We start from the raw sequence: 24,106 nt of genomic DNA, 5'->3' as shown, positions 1-24,106 counted from the left end.
CCTAATGACGTATAAAGCAAAGCAGTCAACCTCCGAGGCCGCTTCCCGTGATAAAAATTGTCGTGTACCTGATTATCGCCGTGACGATCGCCATTATTGCGGCAAGAGTCATCTTTCGTTTGCCGGATATTTCGCAGCGTCTGCCGCAGGCGGCATTGCCGGCGGATCCTGCCGCGCTATTGCCGGCGCGGGCCGCCGAACAGATGGCGGCGCATCCCGGCCTGAGCGGCGTGGTGCCGCTGGTCAGCGGCCACGATGCGTTCGCCAGCCGCCTGGCGTTGGCGCGGATGGCGGAAAGGTCGATCGATGCCCAGTACTATATCTGGCATAACGACACCTCCGGGCAGATCTTGCTGAAAACCCTGTATGACGCCGCCCAACGCGGCGTGCGTGTGCGGCTGCTGCTGGACGATAACGGCGTTGCCATGGATGAGACGCTGGCGGCGCTGAACGCGCAGAAAAACGTCGAGATCCGTCTGTTCAACCCGTCTACCGTACGTACGCCGAAGCTGGCCGGTTACGCCTTCGACTTTATGCGCATGAACCGGCGTATGCATAACAAGTCCTACATCGTCGATGGCGCCGTGGCGATCATCGGCGGCCGCAACATTGGCGATGAGTATTTCCAGGTCGGCGACGAGAACTATTTCCTCGATCTCGACGTGTTGAGCGTCGGCAGGGTGGTGGCGGAGACCGCCGATGTCTTCGATCACTACTGGAACAGCGCCTCGGTATTCGGCGTTGAGCAAATTATCCGGGGCCAGGGCAACCTCTCGGCATTCCTGTCGCAGGCCGCCGCAACCGAAACCAGCGAGCGCGCCCGTAAATTGGCGGTGCAGCTGGAAACCAGTGCGGTGCGCTTTCGCGATGGCGCCGTGCAGCCGGAATTCACCCAGGTAGAGCTGGTGGCCGACGATCCGGCGAAGGGATTGGGCAAAGCGTCGCGCGATCGCTTGATGGTGACGCAGCTGGGCAAGATCATCGGCGGCGTCAGCCGGCAATTGGATCTGGTCTCCGCCTATTTCGTGCCGGGGCGGGAAGGGGCAACCTTCTTTGAATCGCTCGCCAAGCAGGGAAAATCCATCCGCGTGCTGACCAACGCGATGAACACCACCGACGTGCTGGTGGTCCACGCCGGCTACGCCAAATACCGGCGTGAGCTGCTGCAGGCGGGCGTCGAGCTGTTCGAGCTGAAGCTGCGCGCCGGGCAACCGACGGGGCGCAAGGAACTCAAGCCGCTGGGGCTGTCCGGTGCGGCGCTGCATGCCAAAACCTTCGCCATCGATGACAAACGGGTGTTTATCGGCTCGTTCAATTTCGATCCGCGCTCGGCGCACCTGAACTGCGAAATGGGATTCTTGATCGACAGCCCGTCGCTGGCGGCCGACACCCGCCAACTGTTTGATGGCCCGCTCGAATACGCCGCCTATCGGCCGGTATTGACGCCCGAAGGCAAAATGGTGTGGAAAGAAGCCTTCGAAGACGGCCACACCGAGGTGCACCAGCAAGAACCCGGCGCCGGCTGGGTAAAACGCATCGTTCTTACCGTGGCCGGCTGGCTGCCTATCGAGTGGATGCTGTAACGCCGGCGAAGGCCGTCGCCACCCGGTGTGACAGCCGTTGCAAGGGAACCTCGCCCGCGATGATTGCGATGAGGCGCGCATCCTCAAACAGGGCGAGGGAGGGCACGGATTTGATGCCGAACGCAGGGGCGACTGTCGGCGCCTGCGCGACGTCAATGCGGCCGAAGGCGATCTCGTTGGCGTGACGGTGCAGCTGTTCAACGATCCCCTGCATATTCTGACAAGGGCGGCACCAGGAGGCGGAAAAGTAGAGGATGGCCCGCTGCCCCTCGGGTTTGTCTGCGTCATAGAGGAAACGGGTCACCTCATGGGGCTCTGCCAGGTTCGTGATCGTCATGGCAGGCTCCTGACGATCTCTATCCCCATCCAAATCATCGTGACGATTTGCGTGAAAAAGAAAGCGAAGCGCCAGGTGGCGACTTTCTCCGTCTGCTCGAAACCGATGTGAACCAGGCTCTGCGCAATGCGCGCGCCGAGCAGGGCCAGAGACAAGATATTCAGCGTCGTGCTTTCCACCTGAAATACGGCTGTCGCTACAACGAGGGCGGCATAAACCGGCAAATTTTCAATGCAGTTGCGATGCGCCGCAATGGCGCGCTGGTAGCCATCGCTGCCCTGCGGTTTGTTCGCTTGCCATTCGCTGACCGTGGCGCGGCCGGTTAAAATTCGGGACCAGCGATAAACGCCGACGGTGCCGAATAGAATCAATAATGTCCAGCCGGCAAACGCCAGCAACACCAGGGTTGGCATATTCATAACGCATTCTCACTTGTGTTGGGAAAGAGCCTGCGGCCTCACGGAGAGCCGCTCGGCTTGAATACAAGGTTATATTAGAATTATATAAATTAGCAATATCTAATTTAATGGATGCTAATGTAATGCTGTGCCGGCGCCTGAAAGCCGCTATAATGCGGCTGAATGATGACGGGGCCGTGATTGACCATGAATGCAAAAGCTAAGCAGGATCCCTTTTTGAATGAAGGGGCGATTGAGGCCGCCAGGCTGTTGAAAGCGATAGGCAACGAACACCGTTTGCTGGTGCTTTGCCTGCTATTGAAACACGATGAGATTGCCGTGGGGGAGCTTCAACAGTTGGTGCCGCTCAGCCAATCGGCGCTGTCGCAGCACCTGGCGAAAATGCGCAATGAAGGTCTGGTAACGTACCGACGCGAAGCGCAAACCCTGTTTTACCGCATCGATGACCCAAACGTGGCGAAAGTGATCGCCACGCTCAGAGAGATTTACGCGCCGAAGTGAACAGGGTGTTGATCGCCGGCCGAGATTCGCTTATCGGTTGGTTTCTGCATCACCAGAGAGTTTAAAAGTAAACAATGCCGTTTCATGAATGCGGCCCGGTATCCAGCAGCTGCGTGCAATGGCGCTTTTGGTGTCGCGATAGAACTCTGGAGTGCCCGTCAGCACGATATTTCTGGCTTTACCCTTATCATCAACATCAAACGTTGCGCTCACTTCGCCTTCGCGTTTTTCTGCCTTCGCAGAGGCGGAATAGTGCGGCCGCTCATAAAAAACTTGTCCGTCGCATCCCAGGTTAGGCGGTTGCTTTGCCGTTGGAACATCGCTGCCTGCACGCCAGGCATAAATGCAATCATTCACCGCACTGGCTTTTTCACAGCCATCGGGTTGCATTGGCGCGCAGCCGGCGAGTGCCAGACCAAGCGCGAGAAGGGTGAATCGTGGCATTGCGTTCCCTGCATGATTTATCACTCAGATAACGCATATTTTCCCTCAGCCTGGGGTATTTAGAAAGAGAAATTATGCAACGTCTGTCAATGTAAAGCGGCCGTGTTTTTCATCAGGGTGATAAAGCGGATTTCACTGGACGTCATATTATTTAATTATATTTTTAATATTATTCACGGGCAGCTATTACTGGTGATTTTAATTATATCGGAAGGTATTAAAATCGGAAAAAACGGTCTATTGGATTATTCTTTTCTGTAACCACTTCGACAGAAACCAAAGGATCTTCCGCTATGCGCATGATGAAAGCCGCTGCCTTTATCGAAAAGGGCCGGATAGAACTTGTTGAAAAACCTATTCCTTCTCCTGGCCCCAATGATGCTTTGCTCAAAATAACCACGACGACGATCTGCGGCACGGATATTCATATCCTCAAAGGGGAATATGCGGTACCTCGTCTGCTGACCATTGGCCATGAGCCGGTCGGCATTATAGAAAAATTAGGAAGTGATGTTAAAGGCTTTCAAGAGGGACAGCGGGCATTGGCTGGGGCTATTTGTCCCTCATTCACCTCCTATTCTTGTCAGGACGATTTTCCCGCGCAGGACGGTTCTTATTTGCCCGAATGTCGTTGCCATGGATATAAAGCCACGGCGGGATGGCGCTTCGGCAACGTTATCGACGGCACCCAGGCTGAATATGTATTGGTGCCTGATGCTGAAGCCAATCTGGCGCCCATACCTGATAATCTGACGGATGAACAGGTGCTGATGTGTCCGGATGTGATGTCTACCGGATTCAAAGGGGCGGAAAACGCCAACATTAAAATTGGCGATACGGTGGCCATTTTCGCCCAAGGCCCGATCGGTTTATGCGCCACAGCGGGCGCTCGCCTGCAGGGCGCGAGCCTGATTATTGCCATCAGCAGCTCTCCTGAGAAGCTGATGATGGCGGGAAAGATGGGGGCAAACGTGTTGCTGAATTACAAGGAAACCGATGTGATTGATGAAATATTCAAGATTACGGCAGGGCGCGGTGTTGACGCCAGCATCGAGTGTTTGGGGACGCAAACCACCTTTAATCAGGCGCTGCGTGTCTTAAAACCCGGTGGGACCCTGTCGAGCCTTGGCGTCTATAGTGACGATATTCAATTGCCCGTAGAGGCGTTTGCCTATGGGTTGGGCGATCATACGATTCGGTCGGCTCTGTGCCCCGGCGGCAAGGAGCGAATGCGCAGAATGATGAACGTGATTCAGCATGGCAGTTTGGATCTCACGCCGTTTGTGACGCATCGTTTTCGGCTGGAGAATATTGCCGAGGCTTACCGCCTGTTCTCTGAAAAGCGCGATGGCGTGATTAAGTTGGCGATAACCCCGTAACATTTTGGGGAAATAGGCGTGAGGCTTCTCATTTTAGTGACAATGTCACTATCGAAGTTTGATGAGAGCGCATCGAGATAAAAAGAAAAAACTCTATAAAAGAGAAAGTGTTACCTCCAGAGGCCCCATGGAAAACAGGCGGACGATGAGCCGTTGCCGATGCGTGAAAGTATGCATGGGCGGATACAACATGGCATGGATTACACGCCGCTATTTCAATTTTTGCTCGGTAAAGTAGGCCAACCCTGGAATGAAGTACAAAGTGAAGCGATTAGTCGGTTGGATAAAGAAGCGCCTATTTGAGAAGGAATCCTGGGAATAGTCAGGTTTCACAAGAGTCATTCTGGTGTAGATTGACTGCCGAAGTTTGCCAGATTTCACGTAGCGCGATCAAAAAGGAGGGCATTTTGACGCATTCTGCAAAGTTGTTTAGCCAAATCCAGACGCTTGAGGTTGAACTGCATCAGCCATCGGTGCGCCGCGATCCGCAGCGCGTCGCGGCATTGCTGCATGAAGACTTTGAAGAGATTGCTCGCTCAGGTCTGCGTTATGACAAACGCCAGACCGTTGCGGCGCTGGAAATGGAAACTGAGCATCCGCAGATTGTTGCCGAAGGTTTTACGCTGGCGAAAATCAGTGAAGGCGCCGTGTTGCTGACGTATAAGAGTTTTCAACGCAACGCGCAAGGCAACGCCATTCGTTGCACAGAACGGTCGTCGATTTGGATGCTGACGGAAAAGGCCGGTTGGCAAATGCGGTTTCATCAGGGCACACCGACCGAGGATTAAACTGAGGTGCTGAAACTGAACGAGCTGATGATGGGCTTAAACATAAAAAAGGTTAGCAGCCTGATAAGGCTTGAAGGTGAGGTGAGAAAGGACGGCCAGGCTAACGGCGGTGCGTACCCAATGATGTAATTTAACATAATATACATTATGCGCACCAATGTGGTTATACGTGGATTCTGGCGTCCTGGCTTGATCATGGGTTTTCTCCTGTGGCCAACCATTTCAACGCCCGTTGCTCATACCGTTGAACGAATTCGTTTTTCAGCTGGTCTTAAGCCGTCGAGTTTTCGCTGCAGGCTTCATTGCCATTGCCGCTTATTGCTGAGCGACACCATGATGTTTGCGCAAAAATCTCTGAACACCCAATGCCTGTCGCCTGTTCACTTCCTGCAGTAAATGCATGCATGTGAGGCATGCGCTTGCCGCTTCCCAGGATTTCGGTACCTGGCGTTCCAACGCCGCTTAACCTCCCAGCAAAATTATCAATCGTTGGTTTGGCCGCCAGCCAACTCTGCCGATGTGATGGACAGCCGTTAACACGCCAGCCAATATCTCGCGAAGTTTCAGCTTTATCACGTTCCACCCACTGAGGATCATAGATAAATGCGTTCTGCCATTAATGATGACCGGGCACGCTTATGTCGATGCATCTCTGCGGATATTGAGGCGAAATCCCCCCGCTTTTTTGATCGCGCTACGTGAAATCTGATAAAACATGGCTACTGCGATACTGCAGATTTCACCAAAACGCGCCATAAAAATGAACAACTTCTGCCTGCCAAATGCGTACTGGCGTTCGTCTTCACCGTTTCCGGTGGCCTTCATGGCGTTGGCTATACTGAATGGGAACATTCTTCCACACTCCAGGACATCCCCATGTTTGACCATGTGAAATTTGGCGTCAGCGACTTTGCTCTGAGCAAAGCGTTTTTCCTTAATGCGCTGGCGCCACTGGGCGTAAAGATCGTTGCCGAAGGTGAACCCGATTATGGCGTTGAGCTGTGTCCCGATCGGGGTAACGTGTCATTATGCCTGTTTCAGACCGATGAAAAACCGGCGCATCTGCACCTGGCATTTACCGCAAGCAGCCGTGAACAGGTCGATGCGTTCTATCACGCCGCGTTAAGCGCCGGCGGCAAAGACAATGGCGCGCCCGGTTTACGCCCCAATTATCATGCCCACTACTATGCGGCGTTTGTCATTGGTCCGGATGGCCATAATATCGAGGCGGTTTGCCACAACGCGAACGACTAGTTTTTCCCTTTTAAAACAGAAAATTACACAGAGGTAAAGATTCTAAATTTAACATAATGCATAGTGACGGTGTCACTATTAGTTACCCCGTCACGTCAATCCACTCCGCTCCCGTGATGCCGGCCAGCCGCTGTGGCGCAATTCTCACGCCAGAGTTATCGCTGCCGCCTGCCGGAAGCACTTCATCGAAAGCGCGCAGGCTATGATCGCAGTAGATCCTCACCGCCTCCGGTGCGGCAAAGGGACAAACGCCGCCGGGCGGATAGCCGGTTAATGCTTCAACCTCTTCCGCCGGCAGCATACGCGCCTTCACGCCGAAGAATTGCTTGTACTTCTTGTTGTCGATTCTGGCAGTTCCCGCCATCACCAGCAGCACCACATCGCCGTTAACGCGAAACGAAAGCGTCTTGGCGATCTGCCCGCTCTCCACGCCAAAGGCTTCTGCCGCCAGCGCCACCGTTGCGGTGTTCTTTGCCAGCACCGTCACCGTCGTCTCCGGTGCGTGCTCGGCCAGAAAACGCTGAACGCGTTCTATGCTCATGCCCTGCCTCCTGATATTGCTAAACCATTGATAATGCCGAAGTGATGGTTTCGGTTTTAACATCGCATGCTAAAAATGAGAATCAAAATTGTTCAAATCGCTGGATCTGAACAAAGCTTTAAGGGGCCAATGGCCTTTTTACCCATCATTTTTCATGGAGATGCCTGCATGACCACGCAAACGACAGCAAGGCCCTCAGCGGCCGCAGTGGCCGTCTATGAATGGCTCAACCCAATACCTTACGGATTTTTCACCGCGGCGCTGATTTTCGACATCATTTATGCCTGTACCGCTAATATTCAGTGGGTCAATGGCGCAAGTTGGCTAATTGCCATCGGCCTGATTTTTGCCATCATTCCCCGCCTGATTAACCTGGTACAGGTATGGTTCGGCAGCACTCGGCTGCGGGGATCGTCGGTCAAACTCCATTTCTGGCTGAATTTGCTGGCCATCGTTCTCGCCATTATCAACGCTTTCGTGCATAGCCGGGATGCGTATGCCGTGGTGCCCCAAGGCCTGGTGCTGTCTGCGATCGTGGTCGCGCTGCTCAGCCTGGCGAATATTCTGCTGGCCCTTGGCGCCCGCGCAAAATAAGGAGGTTTTCATGAAGCTCTCATCTCTGGCGCTCACCCTTTCCGCCGTTTTGGCCTTGGCCGGCTGCGATAACAGCGCCGTCATTTCGCCAGAGCAACAAATGGGCCCGGACCCGACGTTGCCGGCGGCGCAAGACTTTCTGATGCCGCCGATGCAGGTGCCTAAGGGCGTTGGCTGGCAACAAGATCAGACGCCGAAAGTGGCGGAAGGCTTGAAAATCGATAAGGTGGCAGACGATTTGCTTCATCCGCGTCAGTTGCTCACGCTGCCCAATGGCGATGTGTTGGTCGTGGAGGCCAACGGGCCGGGCACGGAAGCGGTGAGCACGCCCAAGCAGCTGATCGCCGGCCTGGTGAAAGGCCAATCCGGTAAAGGCGGCAAAGGGGGCAATCGCATCACCCTGCTGCGCCCGACCGCCGGCGGCAACTGGGAAAAGCACGTCTTCCTCGAGGGGCTCGATTCCCCGTTCGGCGTCCAGCTGATTGGCAATACGCTGTACGTGGCCAATACCGGCAATATCATGCAGTACGCCTATCAGCCAGGCGAAACGCGCATCAGCGATCCGGGCAAAGAACTGGCCGACCTGCCGGACACCATCAACCATCACTGGACCAAGGCCCTGCTGGCCAGCCCTGACGGGAAAAAGCTGTATGTCGGCGTCGGTTCCAACAGCAACATCACCGAAAACGGCCTGGCCGTAGAGTACCGGCGCGCCGCCGTGCTGGAAGTGGACACCGCCTCCGGCGCCAGCCGCATCTTCGCCAGCGGCCTGCGCAACCCGACCGGGCTGCAGTGGGAGCCGCAAAGCGGCAAGCTGTGGGCGATTGTCAACGAGCGTGACGAAATCGGCGCCGATCTGGTGCCGGATTACCTGACCTCGGTGCAAGACGGCGGTTTCTACGGCTGGCCTTACAGCTATTTCGGCCAGCACGTCGATCGACGGGTACAGCCGCCGCGGCCGGACCTGGTGGCGAAAGCCATCAAGCCGGATTACGCGCTCAGCTCGCACGTCGCGCCGCTGGGGCTGCTGTTCTACACCGCGAGCGCTCTGCCGGCCGACTATCGCGGCGGCGCTTTTATCAGCGAGCACGGCAGTTGGGATCGCTCGCCGCTGAACGGCTATCGGGTCAGCTATGTGGCGTTTGAGCAAGGCAAACCGGTCGGCAAGCTCAAGGCCGTGGTGACAGGTTTTGTCTCCGATAATGAGAAGGAACTCTATGGCGCCCCTGTGGGGCTGGCGATCGACAAGACCGGCGCTTTGCTGGTTGCGGATGACGTCGGCAACACTGTCTGGCGCGTCAGCGCGAAGTAAGGTTACGGGCGGGTTCCGGTGAACTCGCCCGTGACATTGTCACTCACTCCTCAGCGCCAGCCAGATCGTCATAAAGCGGAATAATCGTGCTCGCCAGTTTTTCCGTCATTAATATTGTCCCCGTCACGTTATTGGCGCAAAAAAATAGCCGTTGGTCAGAATTAAAGCGCTCATTCGATAATATATTCATCAACAGACCGTTGACCAGAAATAAAAGGTTTTAACATTTCGACATAAACCAGTACAATTCCCTCCCCTGTGTTAACCCTTTTTTAGGTTGATTGTGTCGTTAATTCAGCCCCCTGCATCACGTAACCGGGCCGCCGCCTGGTTAGGGATGTTCGCCATTCTGATGTTGTTCATTGCGCCGGTGGTCTCGCGATCCCTGGAGCATGCGCGCGCCGGAAGTGCTGAAACGACCGTCATGGCGGACTGCGGCATGGCGATGCCGAAGCCGATGCATCATGAGATGCATTCGCCGCCGGCCGCGCCGGAAAAGGCCGCATCGCCGATGATGCAGCACGGCGGCGGCCACCACAACATGGCGATGATGATGGACGACAGCGCCTGCGGCTACTGCGTGCTGTTGCTGCACGCGCCGCTGCTGGACGTGAGCCACGCCCCGCTGTTCTGGTCTCAATCTCTGGCCTCGCGCCCGCCGCCGACTCATTATCTCGTTCCCCTGTTTGCCCACGTCGTTCATACCGAATTACAGCCGCGCGCGCCGCCCGTCTCTTTCCTCTGATTTAACAATACCCCATTGCCGTTTCTGTATTGCCGTTGATCGTTTCAACATGGCGGAATTAATACGCCCAATGGTTATGCATTGAGACGACATTATTAGCCCGGTTATTTCCACGTTGAGGGAATTAACCCCCGTATTTTCCGATGGTGATTTTCGCCAGGCATCCCCACGCCTGAATAAATCGCCGGAGAATAATGGAAAAAAGTTAGCTTAAGGAAAGATGATGTTTAAACCCGCTTATAAAAAGAACGCCGTCACCCGCGCCATCACCACCGCCATGCCGCTGTTCCTGCTGGCCGGCCACGCGGCGCAGGCGCATCAGCACCCTACCGACGCACAGGTTAATGATGGCGACGTGATCACCGTCACCGCACCGCTCTACTCTCCGCTGACCATCGTGACGTCACCAAAAACCCCGCGTCAGCCGGTGCCCGCCAGCGACGGTTCGGACTATCTGAAAACCATCCCCGGTTTTTCGCAGATCCGCAACGGCGGCACCAACGGCGATCCGGTATTTCGCGGCATGTTCGGTTCGCGGCTGAAAATTCTCACTGACGGTTCGGAGATGCTCGGCGCCTGCCCATCGAGAATGGATGCGCCCACCTCTTACATCTCGCCGGAAAGCTTCGATCTGCTGACCATCACCAAAGGGCCGCAGACGGTGCTGTGGGGGCCGGGTTCGTCGGCGGGCACGGTGCGTTTCGAACGTGAACGTCCGCGCTTCGACAAACCGGGCATCAAGGGCAACGCCAGCGTGCTGACCGGCTCCAATGGCCGCTGGGACGAGAATATCGACGCCAGTCTCGGCGCCGAACAAGGTTACCTGCGGGTGATGGCCAACAAGTCGCGCGCCAACGATTACCAGGACGGAACGAATACGCGCGTGCCATCGCGCTGGGACAAGTGGAACGGCGATCTGGCGCTCGGCTGGACGCCGGATGCCGACACGCTGCTGGAAGTGACCATGGGGCGCGGCAACGGCGAAGCGCGCTATGCCGGCCGCAGCATGGACGGTTCGCAGTTCAAACGCGAAAGCCTGGGCATGCGGGTGGAGAAATCCAACATCGGCGAGGTGCTGGATAAGTTGGAAGCGCAGGTCTACTACAACTACGCCAACCACGTGATGGACAACGTGACCCTGCGTTCGCCGGGCAGCGGCGGCATGGGCGGCCACGGTGGGCATGGCGGCATGAGCATGGGGGGCCACGGCGGGCACATGATGTCTTCCGGCATGACGATGCAGCTCGATCGCCGCACCGTCGGCGGCCGCGTGATGGGCACCTGGCAGTGGCAGGACGTGAAGCTTGAAAGCGGCCTGGACACGCAGACCAATACCCACCGCAGCATGAGCCGCGGCAGCTGGGAAAAAGACGCCCAGTTCAACAGCTACGGCGCCTTCGGCGAGCTGACATGGTCCACCAGCGAGCAGGATAAGCTGATCGGCGGCGCGCGTCTCGACCGCACCCTGGTGGAGAACTTCCGCAGCGGCAGCGATGTGGAACGTTCAGACACCCTGCCGAGCGGCTTTATGCGCCTGGAGCATACGCTGGCCGAGCTGCCGCTGATGCTGTATGCCGGCGTCGGCTATACCGAGCGCTTCCCGGATTACTGGGAGCTGTTCTCGCCGAAGCTGGGTCCGAACGGCAGCAAGGATCCGTTCTCCAGCGTCAAGAGCGAGAAAACCACGCAGCTCGACATCGGCGCGCAGTACAACGGCAAGCGCTTCAACGGCTGGGTCTCCGCGTATGTGGGCCGCGTCGATGATTTCATCCTGTTCAAATACGATCCGCACAATGCGCGTCTCAGCCAGGCCGATAACGTCAACGCCAACATTATGGGCGGCGAAATGGGCATGGGTTATCAACTGAGCGAGCACTGGAAAACCGACGCCAGCCTGGCCTACTCCTGGGGGAAAAACACCAGCGACGGTCGCCCGCTGCCGCAGATCCCGCCGCTGGAGGCACGCTTGGGGCTGACCTACGAGTACGGCGACTGGAGCGGCACCGGCCTGTGGCGTCTGGTCAGCAGCCAGCACCGCGTGGCGATCAACGAAGGCAACGTAGTAGGCAAAGACTTTGCCGAAAGCGCCGGCTTCGGCGTGCTCTCCGCCAACGCCGCCTACAAGGTGAATAAAAACGTCAAGCTGAGCGCCGGTCTGGATAACATCCTGAACAAGACCTACAGCGAGCACCTCAACCTGGCGGGCAACAGCGCCTTCGGCTATTCGGCCAACAGCGCGGTGAATGAACCGGGCCGCACCCTGTGGGCTAAGGTTAACGTCACCTTCTAAGCCGTTCACCGGGCGATGGGCAACCGTCGCCCGGTTACGCGATATGCGATCCGGTTCTTAGGATATGAGTTTTAAGTTTTTCCCATTCGGTTTAGCGGCGATTACTATCACTCTCAACGTAATCAACGATCCGGAGGGAATATGCAAAAGCTCACTCGTTTTCTGGCCCTGCTCGGCGAGCTGATGATTGAAAAAGCCGAAGACGCCGCGCCGCAGGCTGCTCAGCCTGACGATCGCGACGACGCGCTGCCACCGCGCCTCGAGCGTGGCGTTGCGCTGGCCGACCGCTTCCTGTTCATGTAATTTCCCGCGCTGTTTTTTGTCCCGCACGTTCCGGTATTTCATTACCGGACGCCTGCGTCTATCTTCTTTCGATGGTTCCAGCAGATTCCTTACGCCTGAAACCCCTGTGGAGGAGATAGCAACGCAATGAAGATCAGAACGATAACCCCGCAAGACGCTGAAGCGCTGACGCAGTTATTGAATGAGGTGATCAGAGCCGGCGGCACGACCGCGATAGAAACGCCCCTCACCTCAGCCGAGTTCAGCGAATGGTTCATCAGCGGCGACAATGCGCTGAGTTGCCAGGTCGCGGAGGTGGATGGCGTGTTGGTGGGCTTTCAGTCGCTGAGCGTTGACGATGCCCTGCCGCCCGATACCGCAGATATTGCCACCTTTTCCCGCCTGTCGCCGAAGGTACGTGGCGTTGGCAGCGCGCTGTTTCCCGTCACGTTAGCGGCAGCGAAGTCGCACGGTTTCAAGCACATCAACGCCACCATCCGGGCGGATAACGTGGGCGGCCTCGCCTATTATCAAAAAATGGGCTTTCGCGATTACGATCGTCTGCTGCAGGTGCCGCTCAGCGATGGCACGCCGGTCGACAGAATCAAAAAGCGCTTTTCCGTTTAATCAGCTGCCCCTGAAAGCGCATCTCGCGCCGGGGCAAGACGGTTTCGGCGTTCACATCGAGTGACCGGATGCGCACTCCCTGGCGCATCCGGGGAGTCTCGTTAATTCAGAGCGGCGAGAAATGCCCGATAGCCCTGCGCGCTGCTGTCCAACTCGTGCTGCTGAACCTGCTCTGCCGTCCCGTCCGAAGCGGCTTCCTTGCCGTAAAAGGCAAAGAACGAAGCATAGTCGGCCCGCACGTAATCGGCGGTCACTTCAAACGGCCGGAAGATCTCCTCCAGCGAGTAGCGATAACGCCCTTCACGCGCGTAATCTTCTGCGCGTACGCCCGCCGTGACCGCCAGCGCCAGTTTCTTGTTCTGCATCTTATAGCCACTGCGAGAACCGTAGGCCCAGCCGTAGGTGAGCACGTCGTCCAGCCATTTTTTCAGCAGCGGCGGGCTGCTGAACCAGTAAATCGGGAACTGCAGCACGATGTTGTCATGCGCTTCAATCAACTGCTGTTCTTTGGCGACGTCGATCCGCCAGTCCGGATAGGCCTGATGCAGTTCGTGCACGGTATACAGCGCCGGATAGCGCCGCAGTTCCTCCAGCCAACGTTTGTTGACCACCGAGTTCGCCATATCGGGATGTGTCACTACCACCAACGTTTTCATACTGATCTCTCCAGTCAGGTGTTTCGACGCATCTTAGGGTATGCTGACAGAATGTAAAATACGCACACTCACGACACATACTTACCCTGGAGAAAGTGTAAATGACCGCCGAATCCCACTGCAGCCCTACGGGCATCAGCCTTGAAGACACCGGTTATGGCTACACCCTGTCGGTGATCAACGGTAAATACAAAATGATTATTCTCTACTGGTTGGCGTTGTATAAGCCGGTATTGCGCTTCAACGAACTGCAGCGCTGCATCGGCACCATTTCGTACAAGACGCTCAGTTCGACGTTGAAAGAGCTGGAAAAAGATCGGTTGGTGGTGAGGAAGGAGTATCCGCAGATCCCGCCCAAGGTGGAGTACAGCCTGTCCGAGCGCGGGCGTTCGCTGATCCCGGTGATCGACATGATGTGCGACTGGGGGGAGCGGCACCGGCCGGAACAGCCGGCGCCGTGAGGGGTTAGTTGTCCGCCGCCGCTGAGGTTGCCGGAGCCGGCTCATCGTGCTCGACCAACGCGTCCGCCGGCCGGCACTGGCGCAGCGTGCGCACGCTGAAGGCCACCAGCACGCCGAGCACTGCGGCGAATGCGCCAAACGACAGCACGCTCATCAACGGGGTAAATACCCTGCCCAGTACGCCGAGCCCCAGCGCGCCGATCGAATCGCCGGTCACGTCCTGCGCGGTGCCGAGGCTATTCACCCGCCCCAGCAGATGATCCGGCGTATTGCTCTGGATCAGCATGAACTGCAAGAGCGAGGCGATGGCATTGGCGTAGCCGTAACACACCAGCGCCAGCAGCGCCGGCGCCAGATGGCTGAACAGCCCCAGTGACGCGATGGCGGTAAACGCGACGATAGCGGCGATCAGGATCAGCACCCCAGGGCGAGGGAAACGCCCCACCCAGCCGCTGGTCAGCGCGCCCAGCATCGCACCGAGCGGCACTGCGGAGTACATCAGGCCGATAGAGGACGCGCCGACGTGGTAAGCGTCCTGCGCCAGCGCCGGAAACAGCACCCTGACGGCGCCGACGATGCTCATCAACATCCCCAGCAGCACCACCGAGCCGACCACCTTATTGCGCCAGACAAACTGGAAGCCGCTGGCGAGCGCGCGCAGCGGGTGTTCCGGCTCCTGCTGCTGCGGCAGCAGCGTCGGCAGGCGCACCAGCGGGACCAGGGTGCCCAGCGTCCCTGCCGCCGCGACGGCGAAGGCGAGACCGACGCCGCCGAACACGATGATGATCCCCCCCAGCGCCGGCGCCAGGATCGCGCCGATGCGCACCGTCACCATGCTCAAGGCCCCCGCCGCCGCCAGGTTTTCGCGCCCGACCAGCAGCGGGATCACCGCCATCAGCGCCGTCATGCCGAGCGCGCCGAAGAACCCGTCCCAGGCCGCCAGCAAGTAGAGCGCCCACAGCGACGGGGCCGGCGCGAAGGCGTTTAGACTCAGGGCGACAAAGCCCAGCCCGCAGGTGCCGCGCGCGAACAGGATCAGCTTGCGGCGATCGTAGCGATCGGCGAGCACCCCGCCCAACATCAGGCCGATAAACATGCCTACGCCGTCCAGCGCCACCGCCACGCCCACCTGCAACGTGGAGCCGGTCATCGCCTGGATCTGAATCGGCACCCCCACCGCCAGCATGCCGAGTGAAAACACCGACAGCATGCGGGCGCAGAAAATCGCACGAAAATGCGCATTGCTTCTCAGCAAACTGAAATCAAGAAAAAAAGAAGGTCTGGCCATAGTGTCCTGCATATCATGTTTTAGTACGGGCCGTGGCGCACGCCCCGGCCCGGTTGCGTTATACCAATCCGTATTGCCGCGTCAGCAGCGAATGCAATAGCGGCCCGAGCGTCTCCAGCGAGGCCGGCGACAGAATGTCCGCGTGCTCGCAGCCTTGGTGATGACAGATCAGCCGATCCAGATACGGCGCCCACACGGCGTTGATGTCCATCAATGGCGGCAGCGTCCGGTCGGCGACAAACAGCGTCGCCGTGCCGTGGAAACGCTGACTGCGCGCCTGAGAAAGAAGGCGCACCGCGTCACGATAGTTGGCGACGATGCTGTCGAACATCGCCGCCTTCTCCGCCATCAGCGCCGGATCGCCATGATCTTCCGCCATAAACTCGGCCTGTTCCTGCGCCACCTCCTTCTGTGCCTCTTCCTCGGTGGGGCCGGTCCAATCCTGGCCTTCCGGCGGATAGGTATCCAGCATGCCGAGGAACGCCACCTCTTCACCCTGCTGCTGCAGACGCGCGGCCATCGAATGCGCCAGCGTGCCGCCGAGCGAATAGCCCAGCAGGTAGTAAGGCCCCTGCGGCTGCAGGCGGCGCAGAGTGGCGAGATGACGATCGACCATCTGCTCAATGTCCTCACAGGTGGCGATGACGCCATCCGGTCTTGGCGACTGCAGACCGATGATCGGGTAACTCCCCGGCAGATACCGGCTCAGCCCCGAGTACTGCCAGGCGAAACCGGAAGCCGGATGCAGGCAGAACAGCGCCGGCCCTTGGCCCGCCCGCAGCTGCAGGCACTCGCCGACGCCGCGGCTCTCGGCCGAGCCGGCGGCCTGCGCATCATCGAGCAGGTGCGCCATTTTCTCCAGACTGCGGGCGAACATGATCTGCCCGACGCTCAACGGCCGGGTGACGCGCCGACGCAGCTCCGCCGCCAGGCGCATCGCCAGCAGCGAGTGGCCGCCCAACGCGAAGAAGTCGTCGTCGGCATACACCGTCTCGCGCCCCAGCAGTTCGCTGAACAGCGCCGCCAGCAGGCGCTCGCTGTCGCTGTGCGGCACGCGGCCGCTCTGCGGGCTCAGCTGCGGCCGAGGCAACGCTTTGCGATCCAGCTTGCCGCTAGCGCTGAGCGGGAAGCTGTCGGTCATGACATAGCTGACCGGCATCATGTGCGCCGGCAAACGCGCCTCCAGCGCCTGATGCAGGACGGCGGTATCCAGCGTCACGCCCGGCTGGGCGATCAGCCAGGCGACCAACTGCCGCATATCGGCGCCGCCCAGCCCCGTCGCGCCCTCACCCAGTTCGATGGCGTGCACCGCCGCCTGCGCTACTCCCGGCTGCGCCAGCAGCGCCTGTTCGATTTCGCCCAGTTCGATGCGCTGGCCGCGGATCTTCAGCTGATCGTCGCTGCGCCCCAAATACTCGACGCTGCCGTCTTCCAGCCAGCGGGCGATATCGCCGGTGCGATACATGCGCGCCCCGTTGCCGGCGGGATCGGCGACAAACCGCTGCGCCGTCAATCCCGGCCGATGCAGATAGCCGTCGGCCAGCTGAATGCCGCGCAGGTAGAGATCGCCGGCGCAGCCGACGGGCACCGGCCGCAGCATGGCGTCGAGAATGCTCAGTTGGGTGTTCCAGACCGGTTTGCCGATCGGCACGCCGGCGCCGCTCACCGCCGCCAATGCCTCGCCGGACGCCGGTTGATAGGTGACATCAACCGCCGCCTCCGTCGGGCCATACAGGTTATGCAGCGGCGCGGCGACCAACGCCTGGTAGCGGGATGCCAGTTCACACGACAACGCCTCACCGCTGCAGAACACGCGTTTCAGGCTGGCGGCGGCGCGCTGCGGCGCACGTTCGTTCAGCGCCTCAACCCAGATAGCCAACATGGACGGAACGAAATGCAGCGTGGTTACGCCATAGTCGTCGATCAACGTCGTCAGCGCCTGCGGATCGCGGTGCGCCTCCGGCGGCGCCATCACCAGGCGCGCGCCGACCATCAGCGGCCAGAAGAACTCCCAGACGGAAACGTCGAAGCTGCACGGCGTTTTCTGCAATACCACGTCCTGCGCATCGAGCGAATACTCATGCTGCATCCAGAACAGACGGTTGACGATCGCCCGGTGGTTCACCACCACCCCTTTCGGCCGCCCGGTAGAGCCCGAGGTATACAGGACGTAGGCGGGATAATCGCCGTTCCCCGCCGGTGCGCGCTGCATCGGTTCGCGCCCGCTGTCGTCCAGCGCATCGAACCGCAACGTCGGCGCCAGCGCGGCAAAACGGGCATCCAAGGCGCTCTCGGTGATAATCAGCCGTGGCTTGGCGTCTGCCACCATGTAGGCCAGACGCTCATCCGGGTAACCGGTATCCAGCGGCAGCCAGGCGGCGCCGGTTTGCACAATCGCCGTCAGCGCCAGGCTGAGGCGCACGGAACGCGGCAACGCCACCGCGACGATATCGCCCGGCTGAATGCCCGCCGCCGTCAGCCGTTCGGCCAACAGCGCGGCCTGGCGCTGCATGTCACGGTAGCTGAGGGTGTGCCCGGCATCCTGCAACGCGATGCGTTCCGGCGTGCGCCGAGCTTGATCGGCGATCGCCTGATGCAAGGTGGTGTCCGCTACCGCCTGTGCGGTGCGGTTGACCGCCGCGATCAACGCCTGTTCCTGCGGGGTTTGCAATTGCCAGCGCGGCAACGGCAGATCCGGTTGCGCAATCCATTGTTGCAGCAGCGCCATCAGCCGCGCGGCGAAGCGTTCAGGCTGCGGCACCGAGTCACGGTACTCCATCAGCAGACGCAGACGCTCGCCCGGCAGCACCAGCAACGTCAGCGGATAGTGGGTATAGCCTTTGTTGCGGATGGCGTCGCAGCGCAGGGAACCTGTGCCGCCGAGCAAGGCATCGTTGTCCGGGTAGTTCTCCACCACCAACAGCGTATCGAACAGCGTGCCCGCGCCGGCCAGGTGCTGGATCTCACCCAATCCCAAATCGTCGTGCTCCAGCAGTTCAATCTGCCGGTGTTGCAGAGCGGTCAGCTGTTCCGTCAACGGCCGGCCGTTTTCCAGCCGTACGCGTACCGGCAGCGTGTTGCTGAACAGGCCAACGTGCTCTTCCACGCCGTCGATATGGCCAAACCGCCCGGAAACCGGCGAGCCGAACACCACGTCCTGATGGCCGCAACAGCCGGCCAGCTGCAGCGCCCAGATGCCCTGCATCACGGTATTGAGCGTCAGCCCGCGTTCGCGGCACAGGGTCAGCAAACGCTGTTCCTCCGCCGGCGGCAGCGTCATTTCCAGCTCAAACACGCGGTCGTCCTGAGCCTCGCCAAACAGCAGCGTTGGCCGCACGTCCTGCAGCGTCTCGCGCCAGATGCGGCGCGAGGCGTCGGCATCCCGCGCGGCCAGGCGGCGCACGATATCGGCATAGTTCGAACGCAGCGGCGGCAACGCCGTTATCCCTTCACGCAATGCGAGCATCAGATCGTTGAGCACCACCGGCGTCGACCAGCCATCGACGATCAGGTGGTGGGCATTGAGGAACAGCGTGCAGCGTTCGCTCTCGCCGTGTTTGACCCACAGCGCATGCAGCATCGCGCCCGGCTGGTTAAACAGATCGCGCTGCAGCTCTTTCTGCTCCAGCTCATTCAGCGCCTGCATTTCTTGTTCGGCGGACAGCGGCGGCAGCCTGAGGCTGTCCAGCGGCCAATGGCTTTCCTGCGGTATCAGCTGCAGCGGTTCGCCCTCACGGTTGAACCGGGCGGCCAGCTGCGGATGGCGGCGGATCACCGCATCCAGCGCCTGCTGGAGCCGTGGCGCGTCCAGTTCGCCGCAGAGGCTCAGGCGCGTCAGCGAGTTATAACTGCCGCCCTGCTGCGCCGTCTGGGCATGGAACAGCAAGCCGTGCTGCAAGGGCAACAGCGGTAGCGCATCGGCCAACGGCCCATACTCCCGCTCCCAGGCGCGCAGCGTTTCATCGTCGACGTTCGGTTGGACGATCTCGGCCGCCGTCAACGTTGCCGTTGCGCGTTCGGGATGCCGTTCGGCAAACTCGCACAGCGCACGCACGGCCTGCTCGATACCCCTATGCAACGCCTCGATGTCGCTCGCGCTGAAAATCCCCTCCAGCCAGCTCCAGTTGATCGCCAGACACGCGCCGTCACGCCGCTCTTCGACAAAGATGTTCACTTCCAGCCCGTAACACAGCGCCTGCTGCGTATCCTGCGCTACGGCGAAGGCGTCTCGGAAACGGGTCCGGCTGCGCTGCGGCGTCCAGTGTCCCTCATCCTGGCCGAAGCGCCCGAGGTAGTTGAACAAAATCTCCGGCGCATTGCGCTGCGCCAGCGCGGCCAGTTCGTCACGCTGCGGATGCAAATAGCGCAGTTGACCATAGCCGATGCCGCGATCGGCCACCGCACGTGTCACCCGTTTCACCGCGCGCACGGCCTCGTGGTGTTCGGCGTCATGCAGTTCGATGCACAGCGGGTACTCCGCCGTCAGCCACCCGACGGTGCGCGCCAGATCGAGGCTATCGTCCAGTTCGGCGCGGCCGTGCGACTCCAGCGAAAAACGCAGCGAAGCGGCCTGGAAATGACGCCGGCAGGCCAGCGCCAGCGCGCACAGCATGATCTCTTCGACCTGAGCGCGGTATCCCTGCGGCAAGGCGCCCAGCAGCGCGGCGGTCAGCCGGCTGTCGAGCAGCGTGCGCCGTTCGCTCACCGAAGCGAGACGATCGGTCTGCGGATCCAGCGCGCGTCGCCCCAAGCGCGGCACGCCGTCCGCCAGCATCTGCCGCCAGAACGGCAGCTCGGTTTCCCGGCGTTCGGCGTCGGCCCGTAAACGCGCGGACCACTCATAGAGCGAGGTTTCCTCCGGCGGCAGCGCGATCGGCTGCCCCTGCATGGCGCTGTCGGCCGCTTGCCGCAGTTCGTCGAGCAGGATGCGCCAGGAAACGCCGTCAACCACCAGGTGGTGGATCGCCAGCACCAGCCCGAGGCTCTGCCCGTCACGCTGCAACAAGATGGCCTGCATCATGCTGCCCTCGGCCGGATTGAGGCGCGCCAGCGCGGCATCAAACGCCTGTTCCGCCGCGGTTTCCAGATCGCCGGATACGGGATGACGCTGCATCAATTCACCGGCGGCGGCGGTTTCAACCACCAACTGGCCGTCGCGGATCCGCGCGCCCAGCGCCGGGTGTGCCGTACGCAGCTGTTCCAACGCATAACGCAGCTGTGCCGGTTGCAATTCGGCAGGCACGCGCAGGAAAACGCCGTGCGCGAAGAGACGATGCATGTCGCCCGTCTCGGCAAACCAGTGCAGGATCGGCAGCCCGTCGATCGGCCCTTGCTGCACGCTGCGCGCGGCCTGAGATCCAACGGCCAGCGGCTGCATCGCCTGCGCCATGCGCGCGGGGGTGTGCAGCGCGAAGATCTCACGCGGCCGCAGCAGATACCCGTTGCGCCGCAGGGCGGTGCCCAGCCCCATCGCCGAGATGCTGTCGCCGCCGAGCGCGAAGAAATCGTCGTCGGCACCAACGCGATCCATCCCCAACAGCTGGGCCATGGCGCGGCAAATCAGCCTTTCCTGCTCGGTGGCCGGCTCGCGCAGGCTTTGCGCCAGCGTCTCCTGCGGTTTGGGCAGCGCCTGACGGTCAATCTTGCCGTTAACGTTAAGCGGCAGCTCCGGCATCACCACCAGGATCGCCGGCACCATGTAATCCGGCAGACGCTGCGCCAACTGCCCCAGCAGCTCGCTCTGCAGCGCGGGTGAGGCGCGCCGCGCGTCATCCTGCACCGAGCAGTAACCGATCAGGCGATAGGTGGCGCCGATCGGCTCGGCGATCACCACCGCTCGCCCCACGTCCGGCAAGGCAGCCAGCGCGCTCTCCACTTCACCCAGCTCGACGCGGAAGCCGCGCACTTTGATTTGGTGATCGGTACGGCCAATGAACACCAGCTGGCCGTCCGCGCTCCAACGCATCAGATCGCCGCTGCGGTACATCACCTCACCGTCGACGAACGGATTGGCGACAAAGCGCGCTGCCGTCAGATCCGGGCGGCGCAGGTAACCGCGCGCGATGCCCTTGCCTGAAATGTACAGTTCCCCCGCCGCGCCGATCGGCACCGGCTGCAGGCGACTGTCGAGCAGCCAGACTTCGGTATTGGCCAGGGGGCGCCCGATCACCGGCTGGTCTGCGGCCGTGACCGGCGCGCCGAGGGTATCGACGGTGTATTCGGACGGGCCGTAATAGTTATGGATCTCGACTTCCGGATGCTGCCGCATCAGGTTCCACAGCGTCGGCGTCGCCGCCTCGCCGCCGATCATCACAAACGCCGGCAGTGGGAACTGTCCCTTCAGCAGGCCGCAATCCACCAACTGCGAGAGGAACGACGGCGTGATGTCCAGCAGATCGATCGGGGTCTGTTGGGTCTGTTCGAGCAGCGCCCAGGGGTCGCGGCGCAGCTCTTCATCGAAGATAACCAGTTCGCTGCCCATCATCATGCAGAACAGCGGCTCCCAGGAGGAGTCGAAAGAGAACGAAGCGGTATGCCCGGCGCGCAGACGCCGCCCGCGGCGAGCCTGGAATTTTTCGATCGCCGGGCCGAACAGCGAGGCCTGATGCGACAAGAACAGGTTCAGCAGCCCGCGGTGCGTGGACATCACGCCTTTGGGTTTGCCGGTCGAACCGGAGGTGTAAATCATGTAGGCCAGATGCGCCTCGTTCAGCGGCGCGCGCCGCTCTTCGTCCGATATCGGCGCGGCCTCGGCGGCCGCGCAGCGCGCCCGGCATTGCGCCTCATCGAGGCACATGATCTGCGGCAGATCCGGCATGTTGGCCCGCGTGTCGCTGTGGGTCAGCAGCATCACCGGCCGCGCGTCGTCGCACATCAGCGCCAGACGTTCACGCGGATAATCCAGATCGAGCGGCATATAGGCCGCGCCGCTGGCCAACACGCCAAACAGCGCGACCAGCGTGTCCACCGATCGCGGAATGCCGATGGCGACCACGTCTTCGGCGCCGATGCCGCTTTCGATCAGCACGCGCCCCAGTTGCATCACCCGTTCACTGAGTTGACGGTAGCTGAGGCGCACATCGCCACAGGTCACCGCCAACGCCTCGGGCTGTCGCTCAACCTGACGCTGGAAAGCGTCCATGATCGACACCATGCCCGCCGGCGGCGTCAGCTCAGCGCCGCGCCCCCAGGCCGCGAGTTGGCGCAGCTCCCCTTCGCTGACCAGCGCCAGTTGACCGTTCGGCTGATGCGGCCGCCGCGCCAGTTGCTGCAGCCAATGGCCAATGCGCTCCGCATGGCCTTGCAAGGTGCGCGGCGCGTATTTGGCCGGGTTGGCCACCAACGACAGCGTCAGCACGCCGCTTCGAAAACCGATCTCAAACTCGAGGTCGTCGACCGGCCCCATCGCCAGCGTATGGGTAACGGCCGCTTGACCGTCGAAGGACAAGGCGCTGTGGTAAACCTTGACGTTGACCACCGGGCCGTACAGCTCCTGGTGGCCGCCGACCAGGCCGAGATCGCGTTTGATCTGCTCCGCCTCATAGCGTTGATGGCGTCGCACCTGTTTGATTTGCGCCGCGGTGGCCTGGCAGACGTCCGCCAGCGACATCTCAGGCGTCACGTTCAGCAGCAGCGGCAGCACGTTAACCACCGGGCCGATCGCCGCCAGCGCCTGCGAGCCCATACGGCGCATGAAAGGAAAACCGATGGAGAGCCGGGTTTCGCCGCTCATGCGCGCCAGATACATCGCCAGCGCCGCCGTGACGATATCGGCCGGTTGCAACGACTGCAGCGCCGCATCGCGCAGCGCTTCGTCAAACAGCGACTCCGGCAGCACCAGCGCCTGTTTGAGCGGCCGAGCGCCCGGTTCGACCTCGCGGTTTTCCGTCGCCAATGACAGCGGCGACGGCAGATCGCGCAGATGCTGCCGCCAGAATTCGGCCGCCCGCTGGCGTGCGGGCGACGTTTGCCATTGCTGAAACTCTTCCACCACCTTGCCGAACGGGGTAAACGGCGAGGCCGCCGGCGACAGCCCGTGGCGCAGCGCGCGGTAGATATCGGCGATCCGGCGGGTGATGGCCTCGAAGCTGAAGCCGTCCAGGGTCAGATGATGAAAGCGCTGGTACCAGAACCAGCGATCGGCGCTGATGCGGATCACCGCATGGCGATAGAGCGGGCGCTCGCCGTCCGCGGGCAGATCCTGCGCCAGATCGTCGTGCATCAGCGCCAGCGCCGCCTGCTCGGCGTCTGGCCGCGCGCTGAAGTCAAACCACTCCGGCGCCAGCACCCGCGCGGGATCCGCGTTCAGCGGTAAACGTTGCACCGGCTGGCCGTCCTGCGCCTCAAAGAAGCGCGCCTGAACCGTATCCGCCTCCGCCAGCCCCTGGCGAATCGCGCGCTCCAGCGCCGAACGATCGATATCGCCGTGCAGTTCGGTGTAGTGCGCCACGGCGAAGCTGTTGCGCCGCAGCGCGATTTGGTCGGCAATCCAGATCCCCGGTTGCGCCGCAACCAGCGGATAATCCCGATACTCGACCTGAGTATCCGGCAAAGAAAGCGTTTCTGACATGGTGTCTGTCCTTTTCCTCAAACGGAATGTAGCGAT

21 protein-coding genes are annotated in these 24,106 nt (G+C 60.5%); 13 read left to right on the top strand and 8 right to left on the bottom strand.

The window, feature by feature from the left end; translation table 11 throughout:
- Window positions 1-47 precede the first annotated feature (47 nt).
- Window positions 48-1,583: a phospholipase D family protein gene (locus ITX55_RS02115; RefSeq protein ID WP_197755946.1), complete on the top strand. Its 1,536-nt coding sequence runs from the start codon at window positions 48-50 to the stop codon at window positions 1,581-1,583.
- Here the strand turns inward: ITX55_RS02115 and ITX55_RS02110 are convergent.
- Both ITX55_RS02110 and ITX55_RS02105 read right to left on the bottom strand, forming a co-directional pair.
- Window positions 1,564-1,920, bottom strand: coding sequence for a thioredoxin family protein (locus tag ITX55_RS02110; RefSeq protein WP_089191757.1), 357 nt, complete (start codon window positions 1,918-1,920; stop codon window positions 1,564-1,566). The two genes, ITX55_RS02115 and ITX55_RS02110, sit on opposite strands and share 20 nt — an antisense overlap.
- Window positions 1,917-2,333 (bottom strand): MAPEG family protein, encoded by a 417-nt coding sequence (locus ITX55_RS02105; protein ID WP_232094296.1) that lies wholly within the window; start codon window positions 2,331-2,333, stop codon window positions 1,917-1,919. The genes ITX55_RS02110 and ITX55_RS02105 overlap by 4 nt, the downstream gene beginning before the upstream one ends.
- A gap of 192 nt (window positions 2,334-2,525) precedes the next feature.
- Here ITX55_RS02105 and ITX55_RS02100 point away from each other — a divergent pair, with 192 nt between their 5' ends.
- Window positions 2,526-2,840, top strand: a complete 315-nt coding sequence (locus tag ITX55_RS02100) for a helix-turn-helix transcriptional regulator (protein ID WP_033643082.1) — start codon at window positions 2,526-2,528, stop codon at window positions 2,838-2,840.
- Window positions 2,841-2,870: 30 nt separating this feature from the next.
- On the opposite strand, the gene ITX55_RS02095 is transcribed toward ITX55_RS02100, so the two are convergent.
- Entirely contained in the window at window positions 2,871-3,284 is a 414-nt protein-coding gene (locus tag ITX55_RS02095) for an energy transducer TonB (RefSeq protein ID WP_108680738.1), read from the bottom strand.
- Between the two features lie 293 nt (window positions 3,285-3,577).
- On the opposite strand from ITX55_RS02095, the gene ITX55_RS02090 reads away from it, so the two are divergent.
- The 3 genes from ITX55_RS02090 (at window position 3,578) to ITX55_RS23965 (ending at window position 5,580) form a co-directional block, all read left to right on the top strand.
- Window positions 3,578-4,663: an NAD(P)-dependent alcohol dehydrogenase gene (locus ITX55_RS02090; protein ID WP_197755945.1), complete on the top strand. Its 1,086-nt coding sequence runs from the start codon at window positions 3,578-3,580 to the stop codon at window positions 4,661-4,663.
- Window positions 4,664-5,070: 407 nt separating this feature from the next.
- The gene (locus ITX55_RS02085) at window positions 5,071-5,451 is read left to right on the top strand and encodes a DUF4440 domain-containing protein (protein ID WP_033643099.1); all 381 of its coding nucleotides are present in this window, start codon (window positions 5,071-5,073) and stop codon (window positions 5,449-5,451) included.
- Window positions 5,452-5,457: 6 nt separating this feature from the next.
- Complete coding sequence (locus tag ITX55_RS23965; protein ID WP_255612163.1) at window positions 5,458-5,580, top strand: hypothetical protein; 123 nt, start codon at window positions 5,458-5,460, stop codon at window positions 5,578-5,580.
- A gap of 507 nt (window positions 5,581-6,087) precedes the next feature.
- Here the strand turns inward: ITX55_RS23965 and ITX55_RS02080 are convergent.
- A complete protein-coding gene (locus ITX55_RS02080; RefSeq protein WP_072627643.1) occupies window positions 6,088-6,303 on the bottom strand; it encodes a hypothetical protein in 216 nt (71 codons plus the stop codon).
- Window positions 6,304-6,327: 24 nt separating this feature from the next.
- Here ITX55_RS02080 and ITX55_RS02075 point away from each other — a divergent pair, with 24 nt between their 5' ends.
- Entirely contained in the window at window positions 6,328-6,705 is a 378-nt protein-coding gene (locus ITX55_RS02075) for a VOC family protein (protein ID WP_042784515.1), read from the top strand.
- Window positions 6,706-6,787: 82 nt separating this feature from the next.
- Here the strand turns inward: ITX55_RS02075 and ITX55_RS02070 are convergent, their stop codons facing one another.
- The gene (locus ITX55_RS02070; RefSeq protein ID WP_042784516.1) at window positions 6,788-7,246 is read right to left on the bottom strand and encodes a YbaK/EbsC family protein; all 459 of its coding nucleotides are present in this window, start codon (window positions 7,244-7,246) and stop codon (window positions 6,788-6,790) included.
- Window positions 7,247-7,414: 168 nt separating this feature from the next.
- Here ITX55_RS02070 and ITX55_RS02065 point away from each other — a divergent pair, with 168 nt between their 5' ends.
- The 6 genes from ITX55_RS02065 (at window position 7,415) to ITX55_RS02040 (ending at window position 13,096) form a co-directional block, all read left to right on the top strand.
- Window positions 7,415-7,840 carry a DUF2231 domain-containing protein gene (locus ITX55_RS02065; RefSeq protein ID WP_108682306.1) on the top strand — a complete coding sequence of 142 codons (426 nt, stop codon included), beginning with the start codon at window positions 7,415-7,417 and terminating at the stop codon, window positions 7,838-7,840.
- Between the two features lie 10 nt (window positions 7,841-7,850).
- Window positions 7,851-9,152: a sorbosone dehydrogenase family protein gene (locus ITX55_RS02060; RefSeq protein ID WP_108680742.1), complete on the top strand. Its 1,302-nt coding sequence runs from the start codon at window positions 7,851-7,853 to the stop codon at window positions 9,150-9,152.
- A 337-nt stretch (window positions 9,153-9,489) separates the two neighbouring features.
- Window positions 9,490-9,897 carry a DUF2946 domain-containing protein gene (locus ITX55_RS02055; RefSeq protein ID WP_072627642.1) on the top strand — a complete coding sequence of 136 codons (408 nt, stop codon included), beginning with the start codon at window positions 9,490-9,492 and terminating at the stop codon, window positions 9,895-9,897.
- A 223-nt stretch (window positions 9,898-10,120) separates the two neighbouring features.
- Window positions 10,121-12,187 carry a TonB-dependent copper receptor gene (locus ITX55_RS02050; RefSeq protein WP_108680744.1) on the top strand — a complete coding sequence of 689 codons (2,067 nt, stop codon included), beginning with the start codon at window positions 10,121-10,123 and terminating at the stop codon, window positions 12,185-12,187.
- Window positions 12,188-12,328: 141 nt separating this feature from the next.
- Entirely contained in the window at window positions 12,329-12,490 is a 162-nt protein-coding gene (locus ITX55_RS02045; protein WP_182074138.1) for a hypothetical protein, read from the top strand.
- 126 nt (window positions 12,491-12,616) lie between these two features.
- Complete coding sequence (locus ITX55_RS02040; protein WP_089191766.1) at window positions 12,617-13,096, top strand: GNAT family N-acetyltransferase; 480 nt, start codon at window positions 12,617-12,619, stop codon at window positions 13,094-13,096.
- A gap of 101 nt (window positions 13,097-13,197) precedes the next feature.
- Here the strand turns inward: ITX55_RS02040 and ITX55_RS02035 are convergent, their stop codons facing one another.
- Complete coding sequence (locus tag ITX55_RS02035; protein WP_108680746.1) at window positions 13,198-13,752, bottom strand: NAD(P)H-dependent oxidoreductase; 555 nt, start codon at window positions 13,750-13,752, stop codon at window positions 13,198-13,200.
- A gap of 101 nt (window positions 13,753-13,853) precedes the next feature.
- Between ITX55_RS02035 and ITX55_RS02030 the strand changes: the two genes are divergently transcribed.
- A complete protein-coding gene (locus tag ITX55_RS02030; RefSeq protein WP_033643111.1) occupies window positions 13,854-14,213 on the top strand; it encodes a helix-turn-helix domain-containing protein in 360 nt (119 codons plus the stop codon).
- A gap of 4 nt (window positions 14,214-14,217) precedes the next feature.
- On the opposite strand, the gene entS is transcribed toward ITX55_RS02030, so the two are convergent.
- Together entS and ITX55_RS02020 are read right to left on the bottom strand one after the other, a co-directional pair.
- Complete coding sequence (gene entS, locus ITX55_RS02025) at window positions 14,218-15,501, bottom strand: enterobactin transporter EntS (RefSeq protein WP_033643112.1); 1,284 nt, start codon at window positions 15,499-15,501, stop codon at window positions 14,218-14,220.
- A 58-nt stretch (window positions 15,502-15,559) separates the two neighbouring features.
- The gene (locus tag ITX55_RS02020) at window positions 15,560-24,070 is read right to left on the bottom strand and encodes a non-ribosomal peptide synthetase (protein WP_108680748.1); all 8,511 of its coding nucleotides are present in this window, start codon (window positions 24,068-24,070) and stop codon (window positions 15,560-15,562) included.
- Between the last annotated feature and the right edge of the window lie 36 nt (window positions 24,071-24,106).

The sequence above is a fragment of the Serratia sp. EWG9 genome (genome assembly GCF_019913725.1).
In the GTDB taxonomy this organism is placed as follows: Bacteria; Pseudomonadota; Gammaproteobacteria; order Enterobacterales; family Enterobacteriaceae; genus Serratia; species Serratia ureilytica.
The sequence above is the reverse complement of the archived record's forward strand: the minus strand, read 5'-3'. Positions and strand labels throughout refer to the sequence as shown.